Origin of the sequence: Streptomyces sp. CB02009, assembly GCF_001905825.1 — a bacterium.
In the GTDB taxonomy this organism is placed as follows: Bacteria; Actinomycetota; Actinomycetes; order Streptomycetales; family Streptomycetaceae; genus Streptomyces.
Genome location: NZ_LIVV01000005.1, coordinates 191,566 through 212,052, shown reverse-complemented (window position 1 = coordinate 212,052; position 20,487 = coordinate 191,566). Strand labels below are relative to the sequence as shown.

Sequence of the window (20,487 nt, the reverse complement as noted above, 5' to 3'; positions counted from 1 at the left end):
TTGTTGTTCCCGGCCGGTCGACGGGTCGGCCGTTCTGAAGAATTCGAATTCTGCTTGTGCGTCCATTCCATGACATCCGTTTCCACGGAGGAGATCAGAAGTGAACGTCAAGTCCCGCGCTCGTATCGGTGCCGCCCTCGGTGTGGCCGCGCTCGGTCTCGGTGTCGCCCTCGCCCCCGCGGCCCAGGCCGACCCCAACCCGGTCACCCAGTACCGCACCCTTGCCGGCACCGGCTCGGACACGACCCAGGACGTCCTCAACGGCCTCGGCAACGTCGTCGTCAACGCCCTCGGCCAGAAGATCGTCGCGTCCTGGGACGCCACCGGCTCCGCCACGGTCAAGACCAAGGCGACCGGCTGTGTGATCAACCGTCCGAACGGCTCCTCGGCCGGAATCGACGCCCTGCGCAACGCCGTGGACACCAACTCCGGCTGCCTCGACTTCGCCCGCTCCTCGCGCGGTCCGGCCGACACCAGCACCACGGACCTGACCTGGATCCCGTTCGCCAAGGACGCGGTGTCCTGGGCCAAGCGCTCCGACAGCGCGCTGCCCTCCGACCTGACGGCGACGCAGCTCAAGAACATCTACGAGTGCAACCTCACGACCCTCAACGGCGTGGCGCTCACCCCGATCCTGCCGCAGAGCAACTCCGGCACGCGCCAGTTCTTCCTCTCCTCCATCGGCGTGACCACCCCGGGCGCCTGCGTCCAGCAGGGTGTCCAGGAGAACGACGGCACCGTCCTCGACAGCGCCGGTGACATCGCCCCGTACTCCGTCGCCTCCTACACGGCCCAGGAGAAGGGTGTCGTCACCAACCGCCGCGGCGCGGCCGTCCTCGGCTCCGTCGGCACCGTCGCCCCGCGCAACGCCGACAAGACCCTCAACACGGCCTTCCCCTTCCTCCGCGACGTCTACAACGTCGTCCCCACGGCGAAGCTGACCAACGCCACGATCTCCTCCACCTTCGTCGGCTCGACCTCCAAGGTCTGCGCCGCCACCACCACCATCACCAACTACGGCTTCGGCGCCCTCGGCACCGCCTGCGGCGCCACGACCGTCAAGGGCGAGCGCTGATCACCACCGCACCCTGACCGCACACCGGCCGGGCACCCTCGGGTGCCCGGCCCCCGGGCGTACCCGCGGCGACCGCGCCCGGACCGCCCCCGCCCGGGCAGGCGCCCGCGCCGCCGCCCCGCGCCGCCGTACCGCCCCGCCGACCCGCCCACTCCCGCATCCGACTCCTGGGGGACCCGCATGAACCGCCCCGCACCACTGAGATCACCCGTCACGCTGCTCATGGCGCTCGCCCTGCTCTGCGGCACCCTCGCCGCCGTCCTCGCCGTGGCCGCCCCCGCCAGGGCCGCCACGCTGCACGGCGCCTTCACGCTCCAGGGCGGTACGGGCTCCCTCACCGACAAGCCCCTCGGCACACAGGTCGGCACCTCTGCGGCCTGCCCCGCGCCGGCCGACCCCGCGAAGCCCTACGTCAAGGTCCGGCTCGGTGTGGTCGAGCCCGGCCTCAGCGCCACCTTCCACGACCTGGCGGTCACCGTCGCGGGGGAGCCCCTGAGCGGGGGCGCCTTCACCCGGCCCGTCGACGTCGAGGCGGACCCGCTGTCGCTCCAGGACGCCCTCAAGCGGTTCGTCCCCGAAGGCCCGCTCGACGGCCGCTACGAGCTCCGCCTCTACTGCCGGACCGCGAACGGGGCCGAGGCGGAGCACTTCTTCTCCACGATGGTCCAGGTCACCGGCGACACCTGGGCCCCGATCACGCAGCGGGCCACCCTCCTCGAGGTCGTGTCCGAACCCGGCACCGCCGTCGTCGGCGAACCGGCCAGGATCATCGCGCACGTGCAGCCCGAGGAGGCCGCCGGAACGGTGAACTTCCAGAAGTTCGTGAACGAGGAGCTCGTCGACATCGGCACCGTCGACGTCGTCGACGGGAAGGCCCAGGTCACCGTCACCGAGTCCGCCGTCAACAACGACGGACTGCCCGTGGTCGCCACGTTCACCCCCACCGACCCGGAAGCCCACACCGCCGCGTCCTTCGTCTACTCCCTGTACGTGACGGAGCCCGTCCCCACCCCTACCGGCACCACCCCGACACCGACGGGCACCGGCACCCCCACGCCCACCGTCGACCCCACGGCCACCGACACGCCCACGCCGACCGGCACCCCGACCGACCCGTCCGGCGAGACGCCCAGCGACACCCCGGACCCGACCGGAACCGACACGCCCGCGCCGACCGCGAGCGATGACACGGACACCACGGGCGGCACGGGCGGCTCCGGGACGAGCGGCGGCTCCGGAAGCGACTCCGGCGGCACCGGCCCCAGCGGCGGATCCGGCGACTCCGGCGGAGGCACCGGAGGCACCGGAGGCACCGGCACCCACGGCGGCACCGGCGGCAGCCTCGCCTCCACCGGCGCCTCCGCCGCCGCCTCCGCCGCCCTCGGCTCCCTCGCGCTCTGCCTCCTCGGCGCGGCAGCCGTCATCCAGACCCGCCGCCGCACGGCGGGCGCCCGCCCGTGACCACCGCACCGCCACCCACCGCCCCCCGCGCCGGGCTCGCCCTGGCCGGGGCGGCGCTGTGCGTCCTCGCCGCACTGCTCATCGGCTTCGCCGCCAACCTCACCGTCGTCGGCCACCTCCAGCACGCCCGCGAGCAGTCCACCGCCTACGACGACCTGCGCGAGCAACTCGCCCTCGGCACCGCCCCCGTGGGCCAGCTCACCTTCGACGGGAAGCCCCTCGCGCCGGGCGCTCCCCTCGCCCTGCTCCGCATCCCCGCGCTCGGACTCCGCGAGGTCGTCGCCGAGGGCACCACCTCCGAGGTCCTCATGTCGGGCCCCGGACACCGGCGGGACACCGCGCTGCCCGGCCAGGCCGGCACCAGCGTGATCATGGGCCGCAAGTGGGGCTACGGCAGCCCCTTCAACGACGTGCACCGGCTGCCGAACGGCGCCCGCGTCGAGGTGACCACCGGTCAGGGCCGGTCTGTGTACGAGGTGACGGGCGTCCGGCACCCCGGCGACCCCAACCCCGCGGCCCTCGGCCGGGGCCAGGGGCGGCTCACCCTCATGACCGCGAGCGGCGGCGCGTACACCCCCGAGGACGTCGTCCGGATCGACGCCCGACTCGTCGGCGAGGCCCTGCCCAGCCCGCCCCGCCCGCTGCGCCCCGGCTGGATCACCGCCGCGGAGAAGCCCCTCGCCGGCGACCCCGACGCCTGGCCGGGGATCTTCCTCGGTGCCCAGGCGCTGCTGCTCGCCGCCCTGCTCACCGTCCTCGCCCGCCGCCGCTGGGGAAGCCGCCAGACCTGGGTCGCCGCCGTTCCGGTCCTCGTCGCCCTCGGTGTCCTCGTCTCCGGCGAGCTGACCAGGCTCCTGCCCAACCTCCTCTGACCGCTGTGGAGTCCACGCCGTGACCGATCTCGTCGACACCGTCGCCCTGCCGCCCGTACCGGACGGCGGCACCCCGGCCCCGTCCCGGGCCGCCGCCCTCGAAGCCGACTCCGTCTCCGCCTGGTTCGGCGACCGCAAGGTCCTCGACCGGGTCTCGCTCGCCATGCCCGCCCGCGAGGTCACCGCCCTCATCGGCCCCTCCGGCTGCGGCAAGTCGACCTTCCTGCGCATCCTCAACCGGATGCACGAACTCACCGGCACCGCCTCGCTCGCCGGCCGGGTCCTCCTCGACGGCGCCGACATCTACGACCGGGGCCGCCGCATCACCCACGCCCGCCGCGAGATCGGCATGGTCTTCCAGAAGCCCAATCCGTTCCCCGCGATGTCCCTGTACGAGAACGTCCTCGCCGGACTGAAGCTCGGCGGCATCCGGGCCGGCAAGGAGGCCAAGGACGACCTCGTCGAGGAGTGCCTGACCCGGGCCGGCCTCTGGAACGAGGTCAGGGACCGGCTGCGGCAGCCCGGCGGGGCGCTCTCCGGCGGCCAGCAGCAGCGCCTGTGCATCGCCCGCTCGCTCGCCGTCCGCCCCCGCGTCCTGCTGATGGACGAGCCCTGCTCCGCGCTCGACCCGACCTCCACCCGACGGGTCGAGGAGACCATCGCCGAGCTGAAGTCGGAGGTCACCGTCGTCATCGTCACCCACAACATGCAGCAGGCGGCCCGCGTCTCCGACTCCTGCGCCTTCTTCCTCGCCGAGCAGGGCACCCCCGGCGTGATCGTCGAGCAGGGCCCGACGGAAACGGTGTTCGGCTCCCCGACCGACCCGCGCACCGCGGACTACGTCAACGGCCGCTTCGGCTGAGGCCTCACCGGGCCCGGAGCGCCCGGCCCGGAGCGCCTGCCCCGGAGCGCGTGCCTTGGCTCACCCGCCCCGGAGTGCCCGCCCCCGGGGTACCCCGGGCGGGACCCCCGCCGTGACGGCAGGCCGGGCGTGCGCCCCCGGCGTGCGGGGGCCGTCCGGCGACATCTGCCGGGCGGGGTTCACCCGGACGGCCGAAGGGCCGGTACGGGAGAACCCCGTACCGGCCCTTCGGGCGCGTCTCTCGCGGCGGATCAGAGTCCGGCCGCGGCCGACAGGTCCCGCTTGATCGCCACCAGCACCTCGTTGGCCGTCACCCGCGCCGGGGCGAGGTCGACCGACGCGGCGACCGGCACCACGACCTCCAGGTAGCACTTGAGCTTGGGCTCCGTGCCGCTCGGGCGGACGATGACCCGGGCCTTGTAGTCGCCCGCCAGGTGGTAGCGCAGCCCGTCCGTCGGGGGCAGCGACTCCGTGCCCTTCGTCAGGTCCTCCGCCGACACGACCGTCAGACCGGCGAGCGAGACCGGCGGCCGCTCACGCAGCGCCGTCATGGCGTTCGCGATGACGCTCAGGTCCTCGACCCGCACCGACAGCTGGTCCGTGGCGTGCAGCCCGTGCGCGACCGCCAGGTCGTCGAGCAGGTCGGTCAGCGTCCGGCCCTGCTCCTTGAGCACCGACGCCAGCTCGGTCACGAGCAGCGCCGCCGTGATGCCGTCCTTGTCGCGGACGCCCTCGGGGTCGACGCAGTAGCCGAGCGCCTCCTCGTAGCCGTACCGCAGGCCCTCGACGCGGGCGATCCACTTGAAGCCGGTCAGCGTCTCCTCGTAGCCGACGCCCGCGGCCTCCGCGATCCGGCCGAGCAGCGACGACGACACGATCGACTCGGCGAACACGCCCGTCGCGCCCTTGTGGACGAGGTGCGCGGCGAGCAGCGCGCCCACCTCGTCGCCGCGGAGCATCCGCCAGCCGCCCACGACGCCCGCGTCGGGCACGGCCACGGCGCAGCGGTCGGCGTCCGGGTCGTTGGCGATGACCAGGTCGGGGTCCACGGCCCGGGCCGCCTCGAAGGCGAGGTCCATGGCACCCGGCTCCTCCGGGTTCGGGAACGCGACCGTCGGGAACGCGGGGTCGGGCTCGGCCTGCGCGGCGACGAGCGCGGGCGGCGGGAAGCCGGCCCGGGCGAACGCGGCCGTCAGGACGTCCTTGCCGACGCCGTGCATGGCCGTGTAGACGGTCCGCGCGGTCCGGGGGGACCCGGAGGTCAGGACGGCGTCCGTACGCTCCAGGTAGGCGTTCAGGACCTCGTCGCCGAGGGTCTCCCAGCCCGCCTCCGGGCGGGGCACGTCGTGCAGCGAGCGGATCGCGTCGATCTCGGCGGCGATCTCCGCGTCGGCGGGCGGCACGATCTGCGAGCCGTCGCCGAGGTAGACCTTGTAGCCGTTGTCGCGCGGCGGGTTGTGGCTCGCGGTCACCTCGACGCCGGCGACGGCGCCCAGGTGCCTTATGGCGTACGCGAGGACGGGCGTCGGCAGCGGGCGGGGGAGGAGCGCGGCGCGCAGTCCCGCGCCGGTCATCACGGCGGCGGTGTCGCGCGCGAAGTCGGCCGACTTGTAGCGGGCGTCGTAGCCGATGACGACGAGACCGCCCTCCTGGCCCTTGGCCCGGAGGTACGCGGCGAGGCCCGCGGCGGCGCGGATGACGACGGAGCGGTTCATCCGCATGGGCCCGGCGCCGATCTCCCCGCGCAGGCCGGCGGTGCCGAACTGCAGCGTGCCGGCGAAGCGGGCGGCGAGCTCGTCGGTCGCGCCCGCGTCGATGAGCTTCGCGAGCTCCTCGCGGGTCTCCTGGTCGGGGTCCTCGGCGAGCCAGGCCTGGGCCCGGGCGAGGAGGTCGTCCTGCGTCACGGTGTGCCTTTCGGGGTGGGGCGGGTCGGGTAGGTGGGTGCGGGGGTGTGAGCCGCTGCGCGGAGCCATTCCCCACCCCGCCCCTTCCCGAACGGGGGGCGGGCCCCCGGCCCCCGTACGGCCTGCGGCCGTGCCCTCACACCGGGCGGGCCGGGCTTCCGCCCGCCGGGCGGAGACGTCGGCCCCGCCGCCGCCTGAGGCGCGGGGTCGGGGGCGGAGCCCCGGTTCGGGAAGGGGCGGGGTGGGGAAGGAGCCCCGCGCAGCGGCCCCCCGACGGCGGTCGGGACCACCGGGCGGGGTGGGGAGGAAGCCCGGCGCAGCGGCCCCGCCGACGGGCGGCCGGGACCACCAGGCGGTCGGGACTGCTCCGGCGGTCGGGACCACCGGGCGGTCGGGACTGCTCCGGCGGTTGGGACCACCGGGCGGCCGGGATCACTCCGGCGGTCCGGACCACCGGCCGGTCGGGACCACCGGGCGGTCCGAGGCCGTCGGGCGATCCGAGGCCGCCGCAGCGCCCCGGAGCCCGTTCGGCCCCCCAGGGCCGAACGGTGCGGGGGCGCGGGGCGCGGGGGCGCGGCGAGGACTCAGATGCGGTCGAGGACCCGCGTCAGCAGCTCGCCCATCCGCGCCGCCGAGTCGCGACCCGCCTGCAGCACCTCTTCGTGGTTCAGCGGCTCGCCCGAGAGCCCCGCCGCCAGGTTGGTGACCAGCGAGATGCCGAGGACCTCCGCACCCGCCTCGCGCGCGGCGATGGCCTCGAGGACGGTGGACATGCCGACCAGGTCGCCGCCGAGCACGCGGACCATGTTGATCTCGGCCGGGGTCTCGTAGTGCGGGCCGGGGAACTGCACGTAGACGCCCTCTTCGAGGGTCTCGTCGACCTCCTTGCACAGCGCGCGCAGCCGCGGCGAGTACAGGTCGGTGAGGTCGACGAAGTTCGCGCCGACGATCGGCGAGGCGGCCGTCAGGTTGAGGTGGTCGCTGATGAGGACCGGCTGGCCGGGGCGCATGCCCTCGCGCAGGCCGCCGCAGCCGTTGGTCAGGATGACCGTCTTGCAGCCGGCGGCGACGGCGGTGCGGACGCCGTGGGCGACGGAGGCGACACCGCGGCCCTCGTAGAAGTGGGTGCGGCCGAGGAAGACGAGGGCGCGCTTCTCCCCGATCTTGTACGAGCGGACCTTGCCGCCGTGTCCCTCGACGGCGGGCGGAGGGAAGCCGGGCAGGTCGGTCACCGGGAACTCGGCCTCGGGGGCACCGAGGGCGTCCACGGCGGGCGCCCAGCCCGAGCCCATGACCAGGGCGACGTCGTGGTTCTCGACTCCGGTCAGCTCGCGAAGACGTGCGGCAGCGGCCTCGGCGGCCTCGTACGGGGTGGCAGTTGCGTTCACTGACTCTCTCGCCTCGGGGAGGGGGTCCGAGGCTGGCCCCGGACGGATTCGATACGCGAAGAAGCGTAGCCGGAGTTCGCCTACGCGCGTAGATGACGATGCCGACGGACATGCGATCGTTGTCTTGTCGTTTCCGACGAATCGCACCGAGGAGGAGTCGCCTTCGTCACTCGGCGGTTCCCACACCTCCGGTTCCCACACCTCCGGACCGGCTTCGCCCCGGCCTCAGCAGGGACGCTTGCGCAACTCCATCACGTAGTCGTGCGGCGCGCCCGCCGACTCGGCCGCGTCGGCGACCTCGCCCAGGTACCGCGCCGACGGCAGCCCGCCCTCGTACGCGTTGAGGACGTACACCCAGGCCGGCTCCTCGCCGTCCAGGGTGTGCACCCGGACCCGCATCCGGCGGTAGATGTCGAGCCCGACACCCTCCCAGCGGTCCATGGACTCCTCGTCCATCGGCGCGATGTCGTACAGCGCCACGAAGACCTGGGAGCGCGGGGCCTCCACGATCGTGGCCAGCGCGCCGTCCCAGCCCATCTGCTCGCCGCCGAAGGTGAGCCGCCAGTCGTTCAGCCAGCCGGTACCGCGCAGGGGGGAGTGCGGTGCGCGGCGGCTCATCAGCCGGGCGTCGAGGTTGCCGGCGAATGCGGCGTAGAGCGACATGGGACCGAGGGTACGGGAGGGGGCGGGGTGTCCGGAGAACTCCGAGGTGACGGCCCGGGGGTACGCCCGCGGGGCGCGCGCACCCCTTCGGAGGCCCCGGCGTGAGGCCGCGCCGGGCGTGCGGGAGAATGGGGTACGCACTTGAAGCGTGCGGGACAATGGCGTACGCACTGCATCCCAGCGGGGGGACCCCCCGGCAGAACGAGAGCGCGAGGCGTAGATCCCAGTGACCCGGATCGTGATCATCGGCGGCGGACCCGGCGGATACGAGGCGGCCCTGGTGGGCGCCCAACTCGGCGCGGAGGTGACCGTCGTCGACTGCGACGGCCTCGGCGGCGCGTCCGTCCTGACCGACTGCGTCCCCTCCAAGACCCTGATCGCCACCGCCGAGGTGATGACCACCTTCGACTCCTCGTACGAGGAGCTCGGCATCATCGTCGCGGACGACACCCCGCACGTGGAGCAGGCCGCCCGCGTCGTGGGCGTGGACCTCGGCAAGGTCAACCGACGGGTGAAGCGGCTCGCGCTCGCCCAGTCGCACGACATCACCGCCTCCGTCACCCGGGCCGGCGCGCGGGTGCTGCGCGGCCGCGGCCGGCTCTCCGGCCGGCAGGCGATGGACGGCTCCCGCCAGGTGGTCGTCACGGCCGCCGACGGCACGGAGGAGACGCTGACCGCGGACGCCGTGCTGATCGCGACCGGCGGCCACCCGCGCGAGGTGCCGGACGCCAAGCCGGACGGCGAGCGCATCCTGAACTGGACGCAGGTCTACGACCTCAAGGAGCTCCCCGAGGAGCTCATCGTGGTCGGTTCCGGTGTGACGGGTGCCGAGTTCGCCGGCGCCTACCAGGCCCTCGGCTCCCGGGTCACCCTGGTCTCCTCCCGCGACCGCGTGCTGCCCGGCGAGGACCCGGACGCCGCCGCGGTCCTGGAGGACGTGTTCCGCCGCCGCGGCATGAACGTCATGGCCCGCTCCCGCGCCGAGTCCGCCAAGCGGGTCGGCGACCGGGTCGAGGTCACCCTCGCGGACGGCCGGGTCATCTCCGGCACGCACTGCCTGATGGCGGTCGGCGCGATCCCGAACTCGGCCGGAATGGGTCTGGAGGAGGCGGGGGTCAAACTGAAGGACTCCGGTCACATCTGGACCGACAAGGTCTCCCGTACGACCGCCCCCGGCGTGTACGCGGCGGGTGACGTGACCGGTGTCTTCGCGCTCGCCTCGGTGGCCGCGATGCAGGGCCGTATCGCGATGTACCACTTCCTCGGCGACGCGGTGGCCCCGCTCAACCTGAAGACGGTCTCGTCGAACGTCTTCACCGACCCGGAGATCGCCACCGTCGGCTACACGCAGGCCGACGTGGACGCGGGCAAGATCGACGCCAAGGTCGTCAAGCTGCCGCTGCTGCGCAACCCCCGCGCGAAGATGCAGGGCATCCGGGACGGCTTCGTGAAGATCTTCTGCCGTCCGGGCACCGGGATCGTGGTCGGCGGCTGTGTCGTCGCGCCGAAGGCGAGCGAACTGATCCATCCGATCTCGATCGCGGTCGACAACAATCTGACGGTCGAACAGATCGCAAATGCTTTCACCGTGTACCCCTCCCTGTCGGGTTCGATCGCGGAAGTGGCACGGCAGTTGCACACCCGGAAGTCCGCGGGCGAGGTCTGACACCCGTCCGGGCGGTCCGCCGGTGCACGGCTCCCGCCTGCGGGAACGGTTCGCCGACTCGGACAACCCCCGGCAAGGCGGGGCATAGCCCCGGCGTGCGACGGATCAACGACGGGGTCTCCCATACCACTTGGAGGCCCCGTCTGTGCGCATCTTCTGCAATTCGGCGCATAGTGCTGAAAAGTATCGGCCGGTCACGTTACTGTCAGTTTCGTGTTCGCTGCAGAACGTCGCCAGTTGATCCTCGAAATGGTGCGAGCCAATGGGGCCGTGTCGCTCCGCGAGCTCGCCCGCGTCGTCCAGACCTCTGAAGTGACCGTACGGAGAGACGTACGGGCCCTTGAGGCAGAAGGACTCCTCGACCGCCGGCACGGCGGTGCGGTGTTGCCGGGCGGATTCACGCGAGAATCCGGCTTCCCGCAGAAATCCCATCTCGCGACCGCGGAGAAGACGGCCATCGCCGACGTCGCCGCGAGCCTCGTCGAAGAAGGCGAGGCCATCGTCGTCGGCGCCGGGACGACCACGCAGGAGCTGGCCCGCCGGCTCGCCCGCGTGCCCGGTCTGACCGTGGTCACCAACTCGCTCCTGGTCGCCCAGGCCCTCGCCCACGCCAACCGGGTCGAGGTCGTCATGACCGGCGGCACCCTGCGCGGCTCCAACTACGCCCTGGTGGGCAGCGGTGCCGAGCAGTCGCTCCAGGGGCTCCGGGTCTCCCGCGCGTTCCTCTCCGGGAGCGGGCTCACCGCCGAGCGCGGCCTCTCCACGTCCAACATGCTCTCCGCGAGCGTGGACCGGGCGCTGGTCCAGGCGGCGGCCGAGGTCGTGGTCCTCGCCGACCACACCAAGCTGGGCTCCGACACCATGTTCCAGACGGTGCCCACGGACGTCATCACCCGCCTGGTGACCGACGAGCCGCCCGCCCACGACGACCGGGCCGGCACCGAGCTCCAGGCCCTCGCCGACCAGGGCGTGCAGATCGCCGTCGCCGGCACGGGCGCCGCGGGCGGCCCCAACGGCGGTGACCAGGTCCCCCCGGGCGCCCGGCCCCGCCGTGACATGCCGCTCCCGGTGCAGCGCGGCCGGATGGCGGCAGGTCAGTTCCGGGGACCGGGCGGAGGGATGGCCGCCGAGACGCTGGAGCGCACCGCGCGGGTCGCGGACATGCGGCGCCGCTGAGCCGGGGGACCCTCCCCCAGGGGTCCCGCGCTCCGCCGCCGAACCTCGGCCGCTCCGGCGGCAGTCGAGGCGCCGCCCGGGTTCCCCACCGCCCCGGTTCTCTCAGTCCTTGATGCCCCGAAGCGTCAGCGCGAGCAGGCGGTCCGCCAACTCCGCGTCCTCCGGGCACTGTTCCGCCGCCAGCGCGATCGCGTTGGTCAGCTGCATCAGATCGCCGATCGACACGTCGGCGCGCACCTGACCCGCCTCCCTGGCGCGTCCGAGCAGCCGCTCACCCGCCGCGCGCAGCGGCTCGCTGCACTGGGCGAGCGCCGAACTCCGGTCGTACGAGGCGGACATCAGCGCATGCGCGAGCCCCCGGTACTCGCCCGCGTGGGCGATCAGCGCGCGCAGCCACTCCACGAGCGCCCGGCACGGCTCCTCGGCCTCCGCCAGCTCGCCCGAGCGGTGCAGGAGCTCCGCGAGGGCCTCCTGGAAGACCGAGCTCAGCAGCTCGGCCCGGGTGGGGAAGTGACGGTAGAGGGTGCCGATGCCCACGCCCGCGCGACGCGCGATCTCCTCGAGGGGCGCGTCGGTGCCCTGTTCGGCGAAGGCCGCGCGGGCTTCGGTGAGCAGCCGCTCGTGGTTGCGTCGTGCGTCGGCTCGCATGGCTGGTGGATCACCCTCCCCTCGACGAAGGGCCCGCAGGCGGCTGCCTGCGGGCCCTTCGTACCGTACTCGGTGACCGTGGCCGGTCCCGGTGCCGTCGGTCAGTCCTTGATGTCGCAGATCGCGGCGCCGGAGGTGATCGACGCGCCGACCTCGGCGTTCAGGCTCTTGACGGTGCCGGAGCGGTGCGCGTTGAGCGGCTGCTCCATCTTCATGGCCTCCAGGACGACGATCAGGTCGCCCTCCTTGACCTCCTGGCCCTCCTCGACCGCGACCTTCACGATCGTGCCCTGCATCGGGGAGGCGAGGGTGTCGCCGGAGGCGGCGGGGCCGGACTTCTTGGCCGCGCGGCGCTTCGGCTTCGCGCCGGCCGCGAGGCCGGTACGGGCCAGCGTCATGCCGAGCGAGGAGGGCAGCGAGACCTCCAGGCGCTTGCCGCCGACCTCGACCACGATCGTCTCGCGGCCGGACTCGTCCTCGTCGGCGTCGGCACCGGCCGGGGCGAACGGCTTGATCTCGTTGACGAACTCCGTCTCGATCCACCGGGTGTGGACCCGGAACGGGTCGGAGGTGAACGCCGGGTCGACCACGACGGCCTGGTGGAACGGGATGGCGGTGGCCATGCCCTCCACCTTGAACTCGGCGAGCGCACGCGCGGCGCGCTGCAGGGCCTGCTCGCGGGTGGCGCCGGTGACGATCAGCTTGGCCAGGAGCGAGTCCCAGGCCGGGCCGATGACGCTGCCGGACTCCACGCCCGCGTCCAGGCGGACTCCGGGGCCGGTCGGCGGGTCGAAGAGGGTGACGGTGCCGGGGGCGGGCAGGAAGCCGCGGCCCGGGTCCTCGCCGTTGATGCGGAACTCGAAAGAGTGACCCCTTATGGCCGGGTCGTCGTAGCCCAGGGCCTCGCCGTCGGCGATCCGGAACATCTCGCGGACCAGGTCGATGCCGGAGACCTCCTCGGTGACCGGGTGCTCGACCTGCAGACGGGTGTTGACCTCCAGGAAGGAGATCGTGCCGTCCGCGGCGACGAGGAACTCGACCGTGCCGGCGCCGACGTAGCCGGCCTCCTTCAGGATCGCCTTCGACGCCGCGTACAGCTCGGCGTTCTGCGCCTCGGTGAGGAACGGCGCGGGGGCCTCCTCGACGAGCTTCTGGTGCCGGCGCTGGAGCGAGCAGTCACGCGTGGAGACCACGACCACGTTGCCGTGGGAGTCGGCCAGGCACTGCGTCTCGACGTGCCGGGGCTGGTCCAGGTAGCGCTCCACGAAGCACTCGCCCCGGCCGAACGCGGCGACGGCCTCGCGCACGGCGGAGTCGTACAGCTCGGGGACCTCTTCCAGCGTCCGCGCGACCTTCAGACCGCGACCGCCACCGCCGAAGGCGGCCTTGATCGCGATCGGCAGCCCGTGCTGCTCGGCGAACGCGACGACCTCGTCGGCGCCGGAGACCGGGTCGGGCGTACCGGCGACGAGCGGGGCTCCGGCGCGCTGCGCGATGTGACGCGCCGCCACCTTGTCGCCCAGGTCGCGGATCGCCTGCGGCGGCGGGCCGATCCAGGTCAGACCGGCGTCCAGGACGGCCTGCGCGAACTCCGCGTTCTCGGAGAGGAAGCCGTATCCGGGGTGGATCGCGTCCGCGTCCGAGTCCTTCGCGGCCTGCAACACCTTCGCGATGTCCAGGTAGCTGGTCGCCGGGGTGTCACCGCCCAGAGCGAACGCCTCGTCAGCCGCCCGGACATGCAGGGCATCCCGGTCCGGCTCGGCGTACACGGCCACGCTGCCGATACCCGCGTCCCGGCACGCCCGGGCCACACGGACAGCGATTTCGCCACGGTTGGCGATGAGCACCTTGCGCACGATGGCTCCCTCCTTGAAACAAGCTGAGTTTAGGGACTGCCGACACGGCCTGCCGACCCGTCCCCAGTGGTGAGCTTGCCCACACGGAGCGTGACCCCGGGCCCGCTCGGGTCGTGAATTCCCTTGTCGCACCACGGTACGCAGGGTTCCTTTACGGCACAGTAGCTCCGAGGTGTGGCGCAGGTCTCTGTTCGTGGAGCCAGTGGCCGATCGGGTTTCTTTGTCGAGTCCCTACGAATGGCCCAATGATTCTTTGCGCCGCCGTCCGCCGTCGCCGGTCGTGCGCACACTCTTGTCCAGGGGTTTACCGGCCAGTAGCCTTCGCGCTGTCGATCGTACTGTCGGTAACAGTCGTATCCAGGGGGTGGCCGAGGTGGCCCGCAGACCGATAGCTCTCGTGACGGCGGCGGTGCTGTTCCTCGAAGCGCCCGGGATCGTCGCGATCAACGCGGTGATGGCACGCTTCGTCAAGATCCAGACGATGTCCCTCGACGGCATGGACCCCGACGCGATGTACACCGGCACCTGGGCGCTCGGCATCGCCTCCGGCGTCGCGCTCGCCCTCTGCGGCCTGGTCGCCCTCCTCGCCGGCGTCCGCGACCGCCGTCCCGGGCGTGTCGGCCGGGGTCTGCTCATCGGCTGCGCGATCGTGCACGGCGTCCTCGGCGCGGTCACCGTCGGCCTCGTCGGCTGGGGCGCGTTCGCCTTCATGATGCTGGTGCTCGGCCTGATCGTGCTCACCCTCGTGGCGTACGGCAAGGGGGACGAGAAGGCCGCCGAGCCCGCCGAGCCCCACGAGGGGGCACCGGCCCCCGCGTAGGCCCCCGCGAGGCGGCGCCATCGAGGAGCAACGGCGCCGGTCGAGGAGTACCGGCGGCCGTCGAGGAGTACCGGCGCCCGTCGAGGAGCGCCGGCGGCCGCGCGACGGCCCGTCAGGCCCAGAGGTCGGTGATCTGCACGTCCAGCTTCCCGAGCAGGGTGCGCAGCAGCGGCAGCGACAGGCCGATCACATTGCCCGGGTCGCCGTCGATGCCGTCGATGAACGGTGCCGAGCGCCCGTCCAGGGTGAAGGCGCCCGCCACGTGCAGCGGTTCGCCGCTCGCCACGTACGCCGCGATCTCGGCGTCCGTCGGTTCGCCGAAGCGGACCACGGTGGAGGCCGTCGCCGACTCGTAGCGCTTGGCGGCCGTGTCGTACACGCAGTGGCCCGTCTGGAGGATGCCCACCCGGCCGCGCATCGCCTTCCAGCGCGCGGTGGCCTCCTCCGCGTCCGCCGGCTTGCCGAGGGCCTGCTTGTCGAGCTCCAGGACCGAGTCGCAGCCGATGACCAGGGCGCCGAACGCCTCGGGGCGGGCGGCGACATGGGCGGCCTTCGCCTCCGCGAGGGCGAGCGCGAGCTCGGCCGGTGTCGGGGCGTGCGTCTTGGACTCGTCGACGCCGCTCACGATCACCTCGGGGGCGAGCCCGGCCTGACGGAGCAGGTTGAGGCGGGCGGGGGAGGCGGAGGCGAGCACGACACGGCGCGGATCAGCAGTCATGGGGGCAGCGTAGCCAGTCCCGGGCTCAGCGGGCGCTGACCACGAACATCGCCACCACCATCGCCAGGGCCAGCAGCACGCCCGCGCGGCTGAGCATCGCCTGCATGTCGCGCATGAACTTCGGCGGCTGATTCTTCGGGTCGGACCACAGCATGCCTCCGATCCTGCGGCCGGGGCGGGCCGGGCGCCTGAGTACGGATACTCAGGCGCCCGGGTGCCGAGGGACTATTCGCGGACGAACGGAGGACCGCCCGCGTCCTACGCCCTGATGAACACCCCGTCCCGCGCCGCCGCGAGCGCCGCCGTGACCGCTCGTTCCGCCACGTCCGCCGTGACCTCCTCGCGGGTGACCGCGAAGCGGTAGTAGAGCGGCGCGGAGACGGCGCGGAGCAGTTCGGTCGGGTCCGTCCCGGCCGGGACCTCGCCGCGGGCCTCGCCCTTGGCGACGACGGGGGCCCATTCGCCGAGCCGGGTCCGGTAGAAGTCGGCGAGCGCGCGGGCGCAGTCCTCGTCGCAGGCGGCTGCCGCGATGACCGCGCGGAAGACGGCGCCCATCCGCGGGTCGGTGAGGGTGGCGCGGACGAGTTCGGCGTTGGTCCGCAGGTCGCCCGCGAGGCTGCCGGTGTCGGAGGCGGGCAGGGACTGCTCGGCCATGTCGTGCAGGAGGTCGGTGACCAGGCCGACGGTGGAGCCCCAGCGGCGGTAGACGGTGGTCTTGCCGACGCCCGCGGTCGCGGCGATCCGGTCCATGTTCAGGGCGTGGAAGCCGGTGTCGGCGAGCGCGTCCCGGGTGGCGTCGAGGACGGCCCTGCGGACCTTCGCGGTGCGGCCGCCGGGGCGCAGGGTGCCGGGCGAGGCCGGCTGGCTCTCAGTCAAATGGGTCTCCTGTTCCATTAACGCCATCGACTCTGCTACGGTACGGGACATCTTAACGGAACCAGTCTCCCATTAAGGGGTCGTACGCATGGTTGCCCTGGACCACCCCACGCCCGCCGCACAGCCCGAGGCCCCGGCCGCCGGGCCCGCGGACGCCCGTATGACCGGACGGATGCGCCTCGTCCTCGTCGTCCTCCTCCTCGCCCAGTTCATGCTCGCCGTCGACTTCTCGATCCTGAACGTCGCCCTGCCCGTCATCGGCCAGGGACTCGGCTTCAGCCTCGGCGGCCTCCAGTGGATCGCCACCGCCTTCGCCCTCGCGGCAGCCGGATTCACCCTGCTCTTCGGGCGCGTCGCCGACCTCGTCGGCCGCCGCCGGCTCTTCCTCGGCGGCATGGCGCTCCTCGGCGTCTCCTCCCTCGTCGGCGGCCTCGCCACCGGCCCGGAGATGCTGATGGCCGCCCGCGTCGCCCAGGGCCTCGCCACCGCCGCCGTCACCCCCGCCGGGCTCTCCCTGCTCACCGCCTCCTTCCCCGAGGGCCCGCTGCGCGCCCGCGCCCTCGGACTCAACGGCGCCCTCATGTCCGCCGGCTTCACCACCGGCGCGATCCTCGGCGGCGTCCTCACCGACCTGCTCTCCTGGCGCTGGGCGTTCCTCGTCAACGTGCCGGTCGCCCTCGCCGTCCTCCTCGTCGCCCCCGCCGTCCTCACCGAGAGCCGCCCGGCCGTCCGCCCCCGCCTCGACATCCCCGGCGCGATCACCGTCACCGGCGGACTCCTCGCCCTCGTCTACGGCCTGACCGTCAGCGGCGAACACGGCTGGACCGACCCCACCGCGCTCATCGCCCTCGCCGCGGGCGCCGCGCTCCTGGTCGCCTTCGTCCTCGTCGAACGCCGGGCCGCCGCCCCCCTCGTCCCGCTCCACATCCTCAAGCGCCGCACCGTCGTCTGGGGCAACCTCGCCGGGCTCGTCGCCTTCGTCACCGAGACCTCCCTGGTCTTCCTGATGACCCTCTACCTCCAGGACGTCCTCGACTTCTCCCCGCTCGCCGCCGGCCTCTCCTTCGGCGTCCTCGGCGCGGGCACGGTCCTCGGCGGAGTGTTCGCCTCCCGCTTCATCGGCCGCTTCGGCGCCCGTACGGCCCTGGTCTCCGGCGGCCTCCTCCAGGCCGTCGCCACCCTCTCCCTGTACGGACTCGGCGAAGGCCCCGGAAGCCTCTGGCTGCTCCTCGCCGCGACCTTCGCCGGCGGCATCGGCAACATGCTCGCCATCGTCGGCTTCATGGTCACCGCCACCTCCGGGATCCCCGACCACGAGCAGGGCACCGCGACCGGACTCGCGACCATGACCCAGCAGATCGGCATCACCATGGGCACCCCGATCATGAGCGCCGTCGTCGTCACCGCGCCCGTCCTCCTCGACGGCATCGGCCTCGCGGTCCTCGTGAACGCCGCGATCGTCACCGCCGGAGCCGTCCTGGCCGGCCTCTTCCTGCGCCGCACGTGACGGGTGGCGGGGACGCGAGAAGGGCCGGACCCCCACGGGAGTCCGGCCCTTCTCGCCGTTCCACGACCGGCTACACCGGCCAGTACGACCGCGCCCACGCCCGCGGACCCGGCCGGTGACGCACCGACCGCGCGATCCGGGACGGATCCGACCAGCCCTCCGGCACCGCCGGGCCGCCACCGTCGGCGGACGCCGCCGCCGACGCCGCGGCCCGCGCCTGAACCACCGCCAGTGCGGCGGCCAACTCCTCCGGGGTCGGGTTTCCTCGTACGACCTTGATCATGTCGACTCCTTGAAGGGTCAGGTCCGGAGCGGCCTAGAGCGGGATGTTGCCGTGCTTCTTCGGAGGCAGGGATTCCCGCTTCGTCCGCAGCTGACGCAGCCCCTTCACGATCTGCGGACGCGTGTCCGACGGCATGACCACCCCGTCGATGTACCCGCGCTCGGCCGCGATGTACGGGTTGAGCAGGGCGTCCTCGTACTCCCGCATCAGCCGCGCCCGCTCCGACTCCTGGTCCTCCGCCTCCGCGATCGTCCGGCGGTGCAGGATGTTGACCGCGCCCTGCGCGCCCATCACCGCGATCTGCGCCGTCGGCCACGCCAGGTTCAGGTCCGCGCCCAGGTGCTTGGAGCCCATCACGTCGTACGCGCCGCCGAAGGCCTTCCGCGTGATGACCGTGATCAGCGGCACCGTGGCCTCCGCGTACGCGTAGATCAGCTTCGCGCCACGCCGGATGATGCCGCCGTACTCCTGGTCCACGCCCGGCAGGAAGCCCGGCACGTCCACGAACGTCAGCACCGGGATGTTGAACGCGTCGCAGGTGCGGACGAACCGCGCGGCCTTCTCGGACGCGTCGATGTCCAGGCACCCCGCGAACTGCATCGGCTGGTTCGCCACCACGCCGACCGGGAAACCCTCCACCCGGCCGAAGCCGGTCAGGATGTTCGGCGCGAACAGCGACTGCGTCTCCAGGAACTCACCGTCGTCGAGCACGTGCTCGATGACCTTGTGCATGTCGTACGGCTGGTTCGCCGAGTCCGGGATCAGCGTGTCCAGCTCCCGGTCCTCGTCCGTCACCTCGGTCTCCGCGACCTCCGCGAAGGCCGGCGGCTCCGACAGGTTGTTCGACGGAAGGTACGACAGCAGGGACTTCACGTACTCGATGGCGTCCTTCTCGTCCCCCGCCATGTGGTGCGCCACGCCCGAGGTCGCGTTGTGCGTCCGGGCGCCGCCCAGCTCCTCGAAGCCCACGTCCTCACCGGTCACCGTCTTGATGACGTCGGGACCCGTGATGAACATGTGCGAGGTCTGGTCCACCATCACCGTGAAGTCGGTGATCGCGGGGGAGTACACCGCACCGCCCGCGCACGGGCCGACGACCAGCGAGATCTGCGGGATCACCCCGGAGGCATGGGTGTTGCGACGGAAGATCTCGCCGTACATGCCGAGCGCGCTCACACCCTCCTGGATACGGGCGCCGCCGGAGTCGTTGATGCCGATGACGGGGCAGCCCGTCTTCAGCGCGAAGTCCATCACCTTGATGATCTTCTGCCCGTACGTCTCGCCGAGCGCCCCGCCGAAGACCGTGAAGTCCTGCGAGAACACGGCCACCGGACGCCCGTCGACCGTGCCGTAGCCGGTGACGACACCGTCTCCGTACGGACGGTTCTTCTCCAGACCGAAGTTGGTCGACCGGTGCCGGGCCAACTCGTCCAGCTCCACGAACGAGCCCTCGTCGAGCAGCAGGGCGATCCGTTCGCGCGCGGTCAACTTGCCCTTCGCGTGCTGCTTCTCCACCGCACGCGCCGAGCCGGCATGAGTGGCCTCGTCGATACGGCGCTTGAGGTCCGCGATCTTGCCTGCGGTCGTGTGAATGTCGATCTCGTACTGCTCTGCCGGCTCGGACATCGGGATGCGGCTCCCTGCCTGGTCACGGGGGGTTCGTTGACTACGAATGGGCTACTGCTCAGCTACTGAGCCGTAGCGTATCGACGCCGATACGGTTCGGCACTGCGGTCTTTGCCACACCTAGTCTGGCTTGCATGACGTCCTCCCAAGGCTCCGGCGGACCCTGGTCCGACCTCGACCGGCCCCCGCTGAACGCCCCCGCACTGCGCCGCGCCCTCGTCCTCCCCGACGGTCTGTGGACCTCGCTCGACGTGGTCACGAGCACCGGATCCACCAACAGCGACCTCGCCGCCCGCGCCGACGAGCTGCCCGAGGGCGCCGTACTCGTCGCCGAGGAGCAGACCACCGGCCGCGGCCGCCTCGACCGCAGCTGGACGGCACCCGCCCGCTCCGGACTCTTCCTCTCCGTCCTCCTCAAGCCGGAGGTACCGGTCCACCGCTGGGGCTGGCTCCCCCTGCTCACCGGCGTCGCCGCCGCCACCGGCCTCGCGAAGTCCGCCGGGGTCGACATGTCCCTCAAGTGGCCCAACGACCTGCTGGTTTCCGTCGGAGGCGAGGAGCGCAAAACCGGCGGCATCCTCGCCGAGCGGGCCGGAGCGGACGGCATCGTCGTCGGCCTCGGCATCAACGTCACCCTCCGTGAGGACGAACTCCCCGTCCCGGCGGCCGGCTCGCTGCTCCTCGCCGGCGCCGCCTCCACCGACCGCGACACCCTCCTGCGCGCCGTCCTGCGCTCCCTCGCCGAGTGGTACGGCGACTGGGTACGGGCCGACGGAGACCCCGCCGCATCCGGCCTCCAGGCGGCCTACGCGGCCGGCTGCGCCACCCTCGGCCGCCGCGTCAGGGCCGAGCTGCCCGGCGAGCGGATGCTGGAGGGCGAAGCCGTGGCCCTGGACGGAGACGGCCGCCTGGTCGTCGCCACCGAGGGCGGCGGCACGGAAGCCGTCGGCGCCGGAGACATCGTCCACCTGCGCACGTAGGCGGACCCGGCGACCACCCCACGCGCGGCGCGCCCTCGCGGCCGTGCAACCCCCGAGGGCGCGCCGCGCCCACGGGGCCCCGCACGGCCGGAGGGCCCGCACGACA

General features: G+C 72.9%; 19 protein-coding genes. 9 read left to right on the top strand and 10 right to left on the bottom strand.

Annotated elements, in window-relative coordinates:
- Positions 1–100 precede the first annotated feature (100 nt).
- From AMK27_RS20420 to AMK27_RS20405, 4 genes are all read left to right on the top strand, one after another.
- Positions 101–1,075, top strand: a complete 975-nt coding sequence (locus AMK27_RS20420; RefSeq protein ID WP_107425630.1) for a substrate-binding domain-containing protein — start codon at positions 101–103, stop codon at positions 1,073–1,075.
- A 180-nt stretch (positions 1,076–1,255) separates the two neighbouring features.
- Positions 1,256–2,536, top strand: a complete 1,281-nt coding sequence (locus AMK27_RS20415; protein ID WP_143204871.1) for a hypothetical protein — start codon at positions 1,256–1,258, stop codon at positions 2,534–2,536.
- The gene (locus AMK27_RS20410) at positions 2,533–3,408 is read left to right on the top strand and encodes a sortase (RefSeq protein WP_073910123.1); all 876 of its coding nucleotides are present in this window, start codon (positions 2,533–2,535) and stop codon (positions 3,406–3,408) included. The genes AMK27_RS20415 and AMK27_RS20410 overlap by 4 nt, the downstream gene beginning before the upstream one ends.
- A gap of 46 nt (positions 3,409–3,454) precedes the next feature.
- Positions 3,455–4,270, top strand: coding sequence for a phosphate ABC transporter ATP-binding protein (locus AMK27_RS20405; protein WP_073911833.1), 816 nt, complete (start codon positions 3,455–3,457; stop codon positions 4,268–4,270).
- Positions 4,271–4,521: 251 nt separating this feature from the next.
- On the opposite strand, the gene AMK27_RS20400 is transcribed toward AMK27_RS20405, so the two are convergent.
- The 3 genes from AMK27_RS20400 to AMK27_RS20390 form a co-directional block, all read right to left on the bottom strand.
- The gene (locus AMK27_RS20400) at positions 4,522–6,174 is read right to left on the bottom strand and encodes a phospho-sugar mutase (RefSeq protein ID WP_073910120.1); all 1,653 of its coding nucleotides are present in this window, start codon (positions 6,172–6,174) and stop codon (positions 4,522–4,524) included.
- A 584-nt stretch (positions 6,175–6,758) separates the two neighbouring features.
- The gene (locus AMK27_RS20395) at positions 6,759–7,562 is read right to left on the bottom strand and encodes a purine-nucleoside phosphorylase (RefSeq protein ID WP_030323930.1); all 804 of its coding nucleotides are present in this window, start codon (positions 7,560–7,562) and stop codon (positions 6,759–6,761) included.
- A gap of 225 nt (positions 7,563–7,787) precedes the next feature.
- A complete protein-coding gene (locus AMK27_RS20390; RefSeq protein ID WP_073910117.1) occupies positions 7,788–8,225 on the bottom strand; it encodes a gamma-glutamylcyclotransferase in 438 nt (145 codons plus the stop codon).
- Positions 8,226–8,451: 226 nt separating this feature from the next.
- On the opposite strand from AMK27_RS20390, the gene AMK27_RS20385 reads away from it, so the two are divergent.
- A complete protein-coding gene (locus AMK27_RS20385; protein ID WP_073910114.1) occupies positions 8,452–9,891 on the top strand; it encodes an NAD(P)H-quinone dehydrogenase in 1,440 nt (479 codons plus the stop codon).
- Between the two features lie 249 nt (positions 9,892–10,140).
- Entirely contained in the window at positions 10,141–11,067 is a 927-nt protein-coding gene (locus tag AMK27_RS20380) for a DeoR/GlpR family DNA-binding transcription regulator (protein ID WP_107425629.1), read from the top strand.
- Between the two features lie 102 nt (positions 11,068–11,169).
- Here the strand turns inward: AMK27_RS20380 and AMK27_RS20375 are convergent, their stop codons facing one another.
- Together AMK27_RS20375 and AMK27_RS20370 are read right to left on the bottom strand one after the other, a co-directional pair.
- Positions 11,170–11,715 carry a TetR/AcrR family transcriptional regulator gene (locus tag AMK27_RS20375; RefSeq protein ID WP_073910109.1) on the bottom strand — a complete coding sequence of 182 codons (546 nt, stop codon included), beginning with the start codon at positions 11,713–11,715 and terminating at the stop codon, positions 11,170–11,172.
- Between the two features lie 101 nt (positions 11,716–11,816).
- Positions 11,817–13,571 carry an acetyl/propionyl/methylcrotonyl-CoA carboxylase subunit alpha gene (locus tag AMK27_RS20370; protein ID WP_073910107.1) on the bottom strand — a complete coding sequence of 585 codons (1,755 nt, stop codon included), beginning with the start codon at positions 13,569–13,571 and terminating at the stop codon, positions 11,817–11,819.
- A gap of 373 nt (positions 13,572–13,944) precedes the next feature.
- Between AMK27_RS20370 and AMK27_RS20365 the strand changes: the two genes are divergently transcribed.
- Positions 13,945–14,391, top strand: coding sequence for a hypothetical protein (locus AMK27_RS20365; protein ID WP_073911830.1), 447 nt, complete (start codon positions 13,945–13,947; stop codon positions 14,389–14,391).
- A 112-nt stretch (positions 14,392–14,503) separates the two neighbouring features.
- Here the strand turns inward: AMK27_RS20365 and AMK27_RS20360 are convergent, their stop codons facing one another.
- The 3 genes from AMK27_RS20360 to AMK27_RS20355 all read right to left on the bottom strand — a co-directional run bounded on the left by AMK27_RS20360 (position 14,504) and on the right by AMK27_RS20355 (position 16,036).
- Positions 14,504–15,109, bottom strand: coding sequence for a nucleoside triphosphate pyrophosphatase (locus AMK27_RS20360; protein ID WP_073910105.1), 606 nt, complete (start codon positions 15,107–15,109; stop codon positions 14,504–14,506).
- Positions 15,110–15,134: 25 nt separating this feature from the next.
- Positions 15,135–15,263, bottom strand: a complete 129-nt coding sequence (gene mmpB / locus AMK27_RS44185) for a morphogenic membrane protein MmpB (protein WP_274535747.1) — start codon at positions 15,261–15,263, stop codon at positions 15,135–15,137.
- A gap of 104 nt (positions 15,264–15,367) precedes the next feature.
- The gene (locus tag AMK27_RS20355; RefSeq protein WP_445194862.1) at positions 15,368–16,036 is read right to left on the bottom strand and encodes a TetR/AcrR family transcriptional regulator; all 669 of its coding nucleotides are present in this window, start codon (positions 16,034–16,036) and stop codon (positions 15,368–15,370) included.
- A gap of 37 nt (positions 16,037–16,073) precedes the next feature.
- Here AMK27_RS20355 and AMK27_RS20350 point away from each other — a divergent pair, with 37 nt between their 5' ends.
- Positions 16,074–17,492, top strand: a complete 1,419-nt coding sequence (locus AMK27_RS20350; protein WP_073910101.1) for an MFS transporter — start codon at positions 16,074–16,076, stop codon at positions 17,490–17,492.
- Positions 17,493–17,562: 70 nt separating this feature from the next.
- On the opposite strand, the gene AMK27_RS20345 is transcribed toward AMK27_RS20350, so the two are convergent.
- Positions 17,563–17,775, bottom strand: a complete 213-nt coding sequence (locus tag AMK27_RS20345; protein ID WP_073910099.1) for an acyl-CoA carboxylase epsilon subunit — start codon at positions 17,773–17,775, stop codon at positions 17,563–17,565.
- A gap of 33 nt (positions 17,776–17,808) precedes the next feature.
- Entirely contained in the window at positions 17,809–19,401 is a 1,593-nt protein-coding gene (locus AMK27_RS20340; protein ID WP_073910097.1) for an acyl-CoA carboxylase subunit beta, read from the bottom strand.
- A 134-nt stretch (positions 19,402–19,535) separates the two neighbouring features.
- On the opposite strand from AMK27_RS20340, the gene AMK27_RS20335 reads away from it, so the two are divergent.
- Positions 19,536–20,381: a biotin--[acetyl-CoA-carboxylase] ligase gene (locus tag AMK27_RS20335; protein WP_073910095.1), complete on the top strand. Its 846-nt coding sequence runs from the start codon at positions 19,536–19,538 to the stop codon at positions 20,379–20,381.
- Positions 20,382–20,487 lie beyond the last annotated feature (106 nt).

What these genes read in the sequence shown, in the direction of transcription:
- AMK27_RS20375 (WP_073910109.1), bottom strand. Translation starts at nt 11,715, where the DNA reads ATGCGAGCCGACGCACGACGCAACCACGAGCGGCTGCTCACCGAAGCC.
- AMK27_RS20345 (WP_073910099.1), bottom strand. Translation starts at nt 17,775, where the DNA reads ATGATCAAGGTCGTACGAGGAAACCCGACCCCGGAGGAGTTGGCCGCC.
- AMK27_RS20335 (WP_073910095.1), top strand. Translation starts at nt 19,536, where the DNA reads ATGACGTCCTCCCAAGGCTCCGGCGGACCCTGGTCCGACCTCGACCGG.
- AMK27_RS20340 (WP_073910097.1), bottom strand. Translation starts at nt 19,401, where the DNA reads ATGTCCGAGCCGGCAGAGCAGTACGAGATCGACATTCACACGACCGCA.
- AMK27_RS20355 (WP_445194862.1), bottom strand. Translation starts at nt 16,036, where the DNA reads ATGTCCCGTACCGTAGCAGAGTCGATGGCGTTAATGGAACAGGAGACC.
- AMK27_RS20360 (WP_073910105.1), bottom strand. Translation starts at nt 15,109, where the DNA reads ATGACTGCTGATCCGCGCCGTGTCGTGCTCGCCTCCGCCTCCCCCGCC.
- AMK27_RS20350 (WP_073910101.1), top strand. Translation starts at nt 16,074, where the DNA reads ATGGTTGCCCTGGACCACCCCACGCCCGCCGCACAGCCCGAGGCCCCG.
- AMK27_RS20415 (WP_143204871.1), top strand. Translation starts at nt 1,256, where the DNA reads ATGAACCGCCCCGCACCACTGAGATCACCCGTCACGCTGCTCATGGCG.
- AMK27_RS20380 (WP_107425629.1), top strand. Translation starts at nt 10,141, where the DNA reads ATGGTGCGAGCCAATGGGGCCGTGTCGCTCCGCGAGCTCGCCCGCGTC.
- AMK27_RS20390 (WP_073910117.1), bottom strand. Translation starts at nt 8,225, where the DNA reads ATGTCGCTCTACGCCGCATTCGCCGGCAACCTCGACGCCCGGCTGATG.
- mmpB (WP_274535747.1), bottom strand. Translation starts at nt 15,263, where the DNA reads ATGCTGTGGTCCGACCCGAAGAATCAGCCGCCGAAGTTCATGCGCGAC.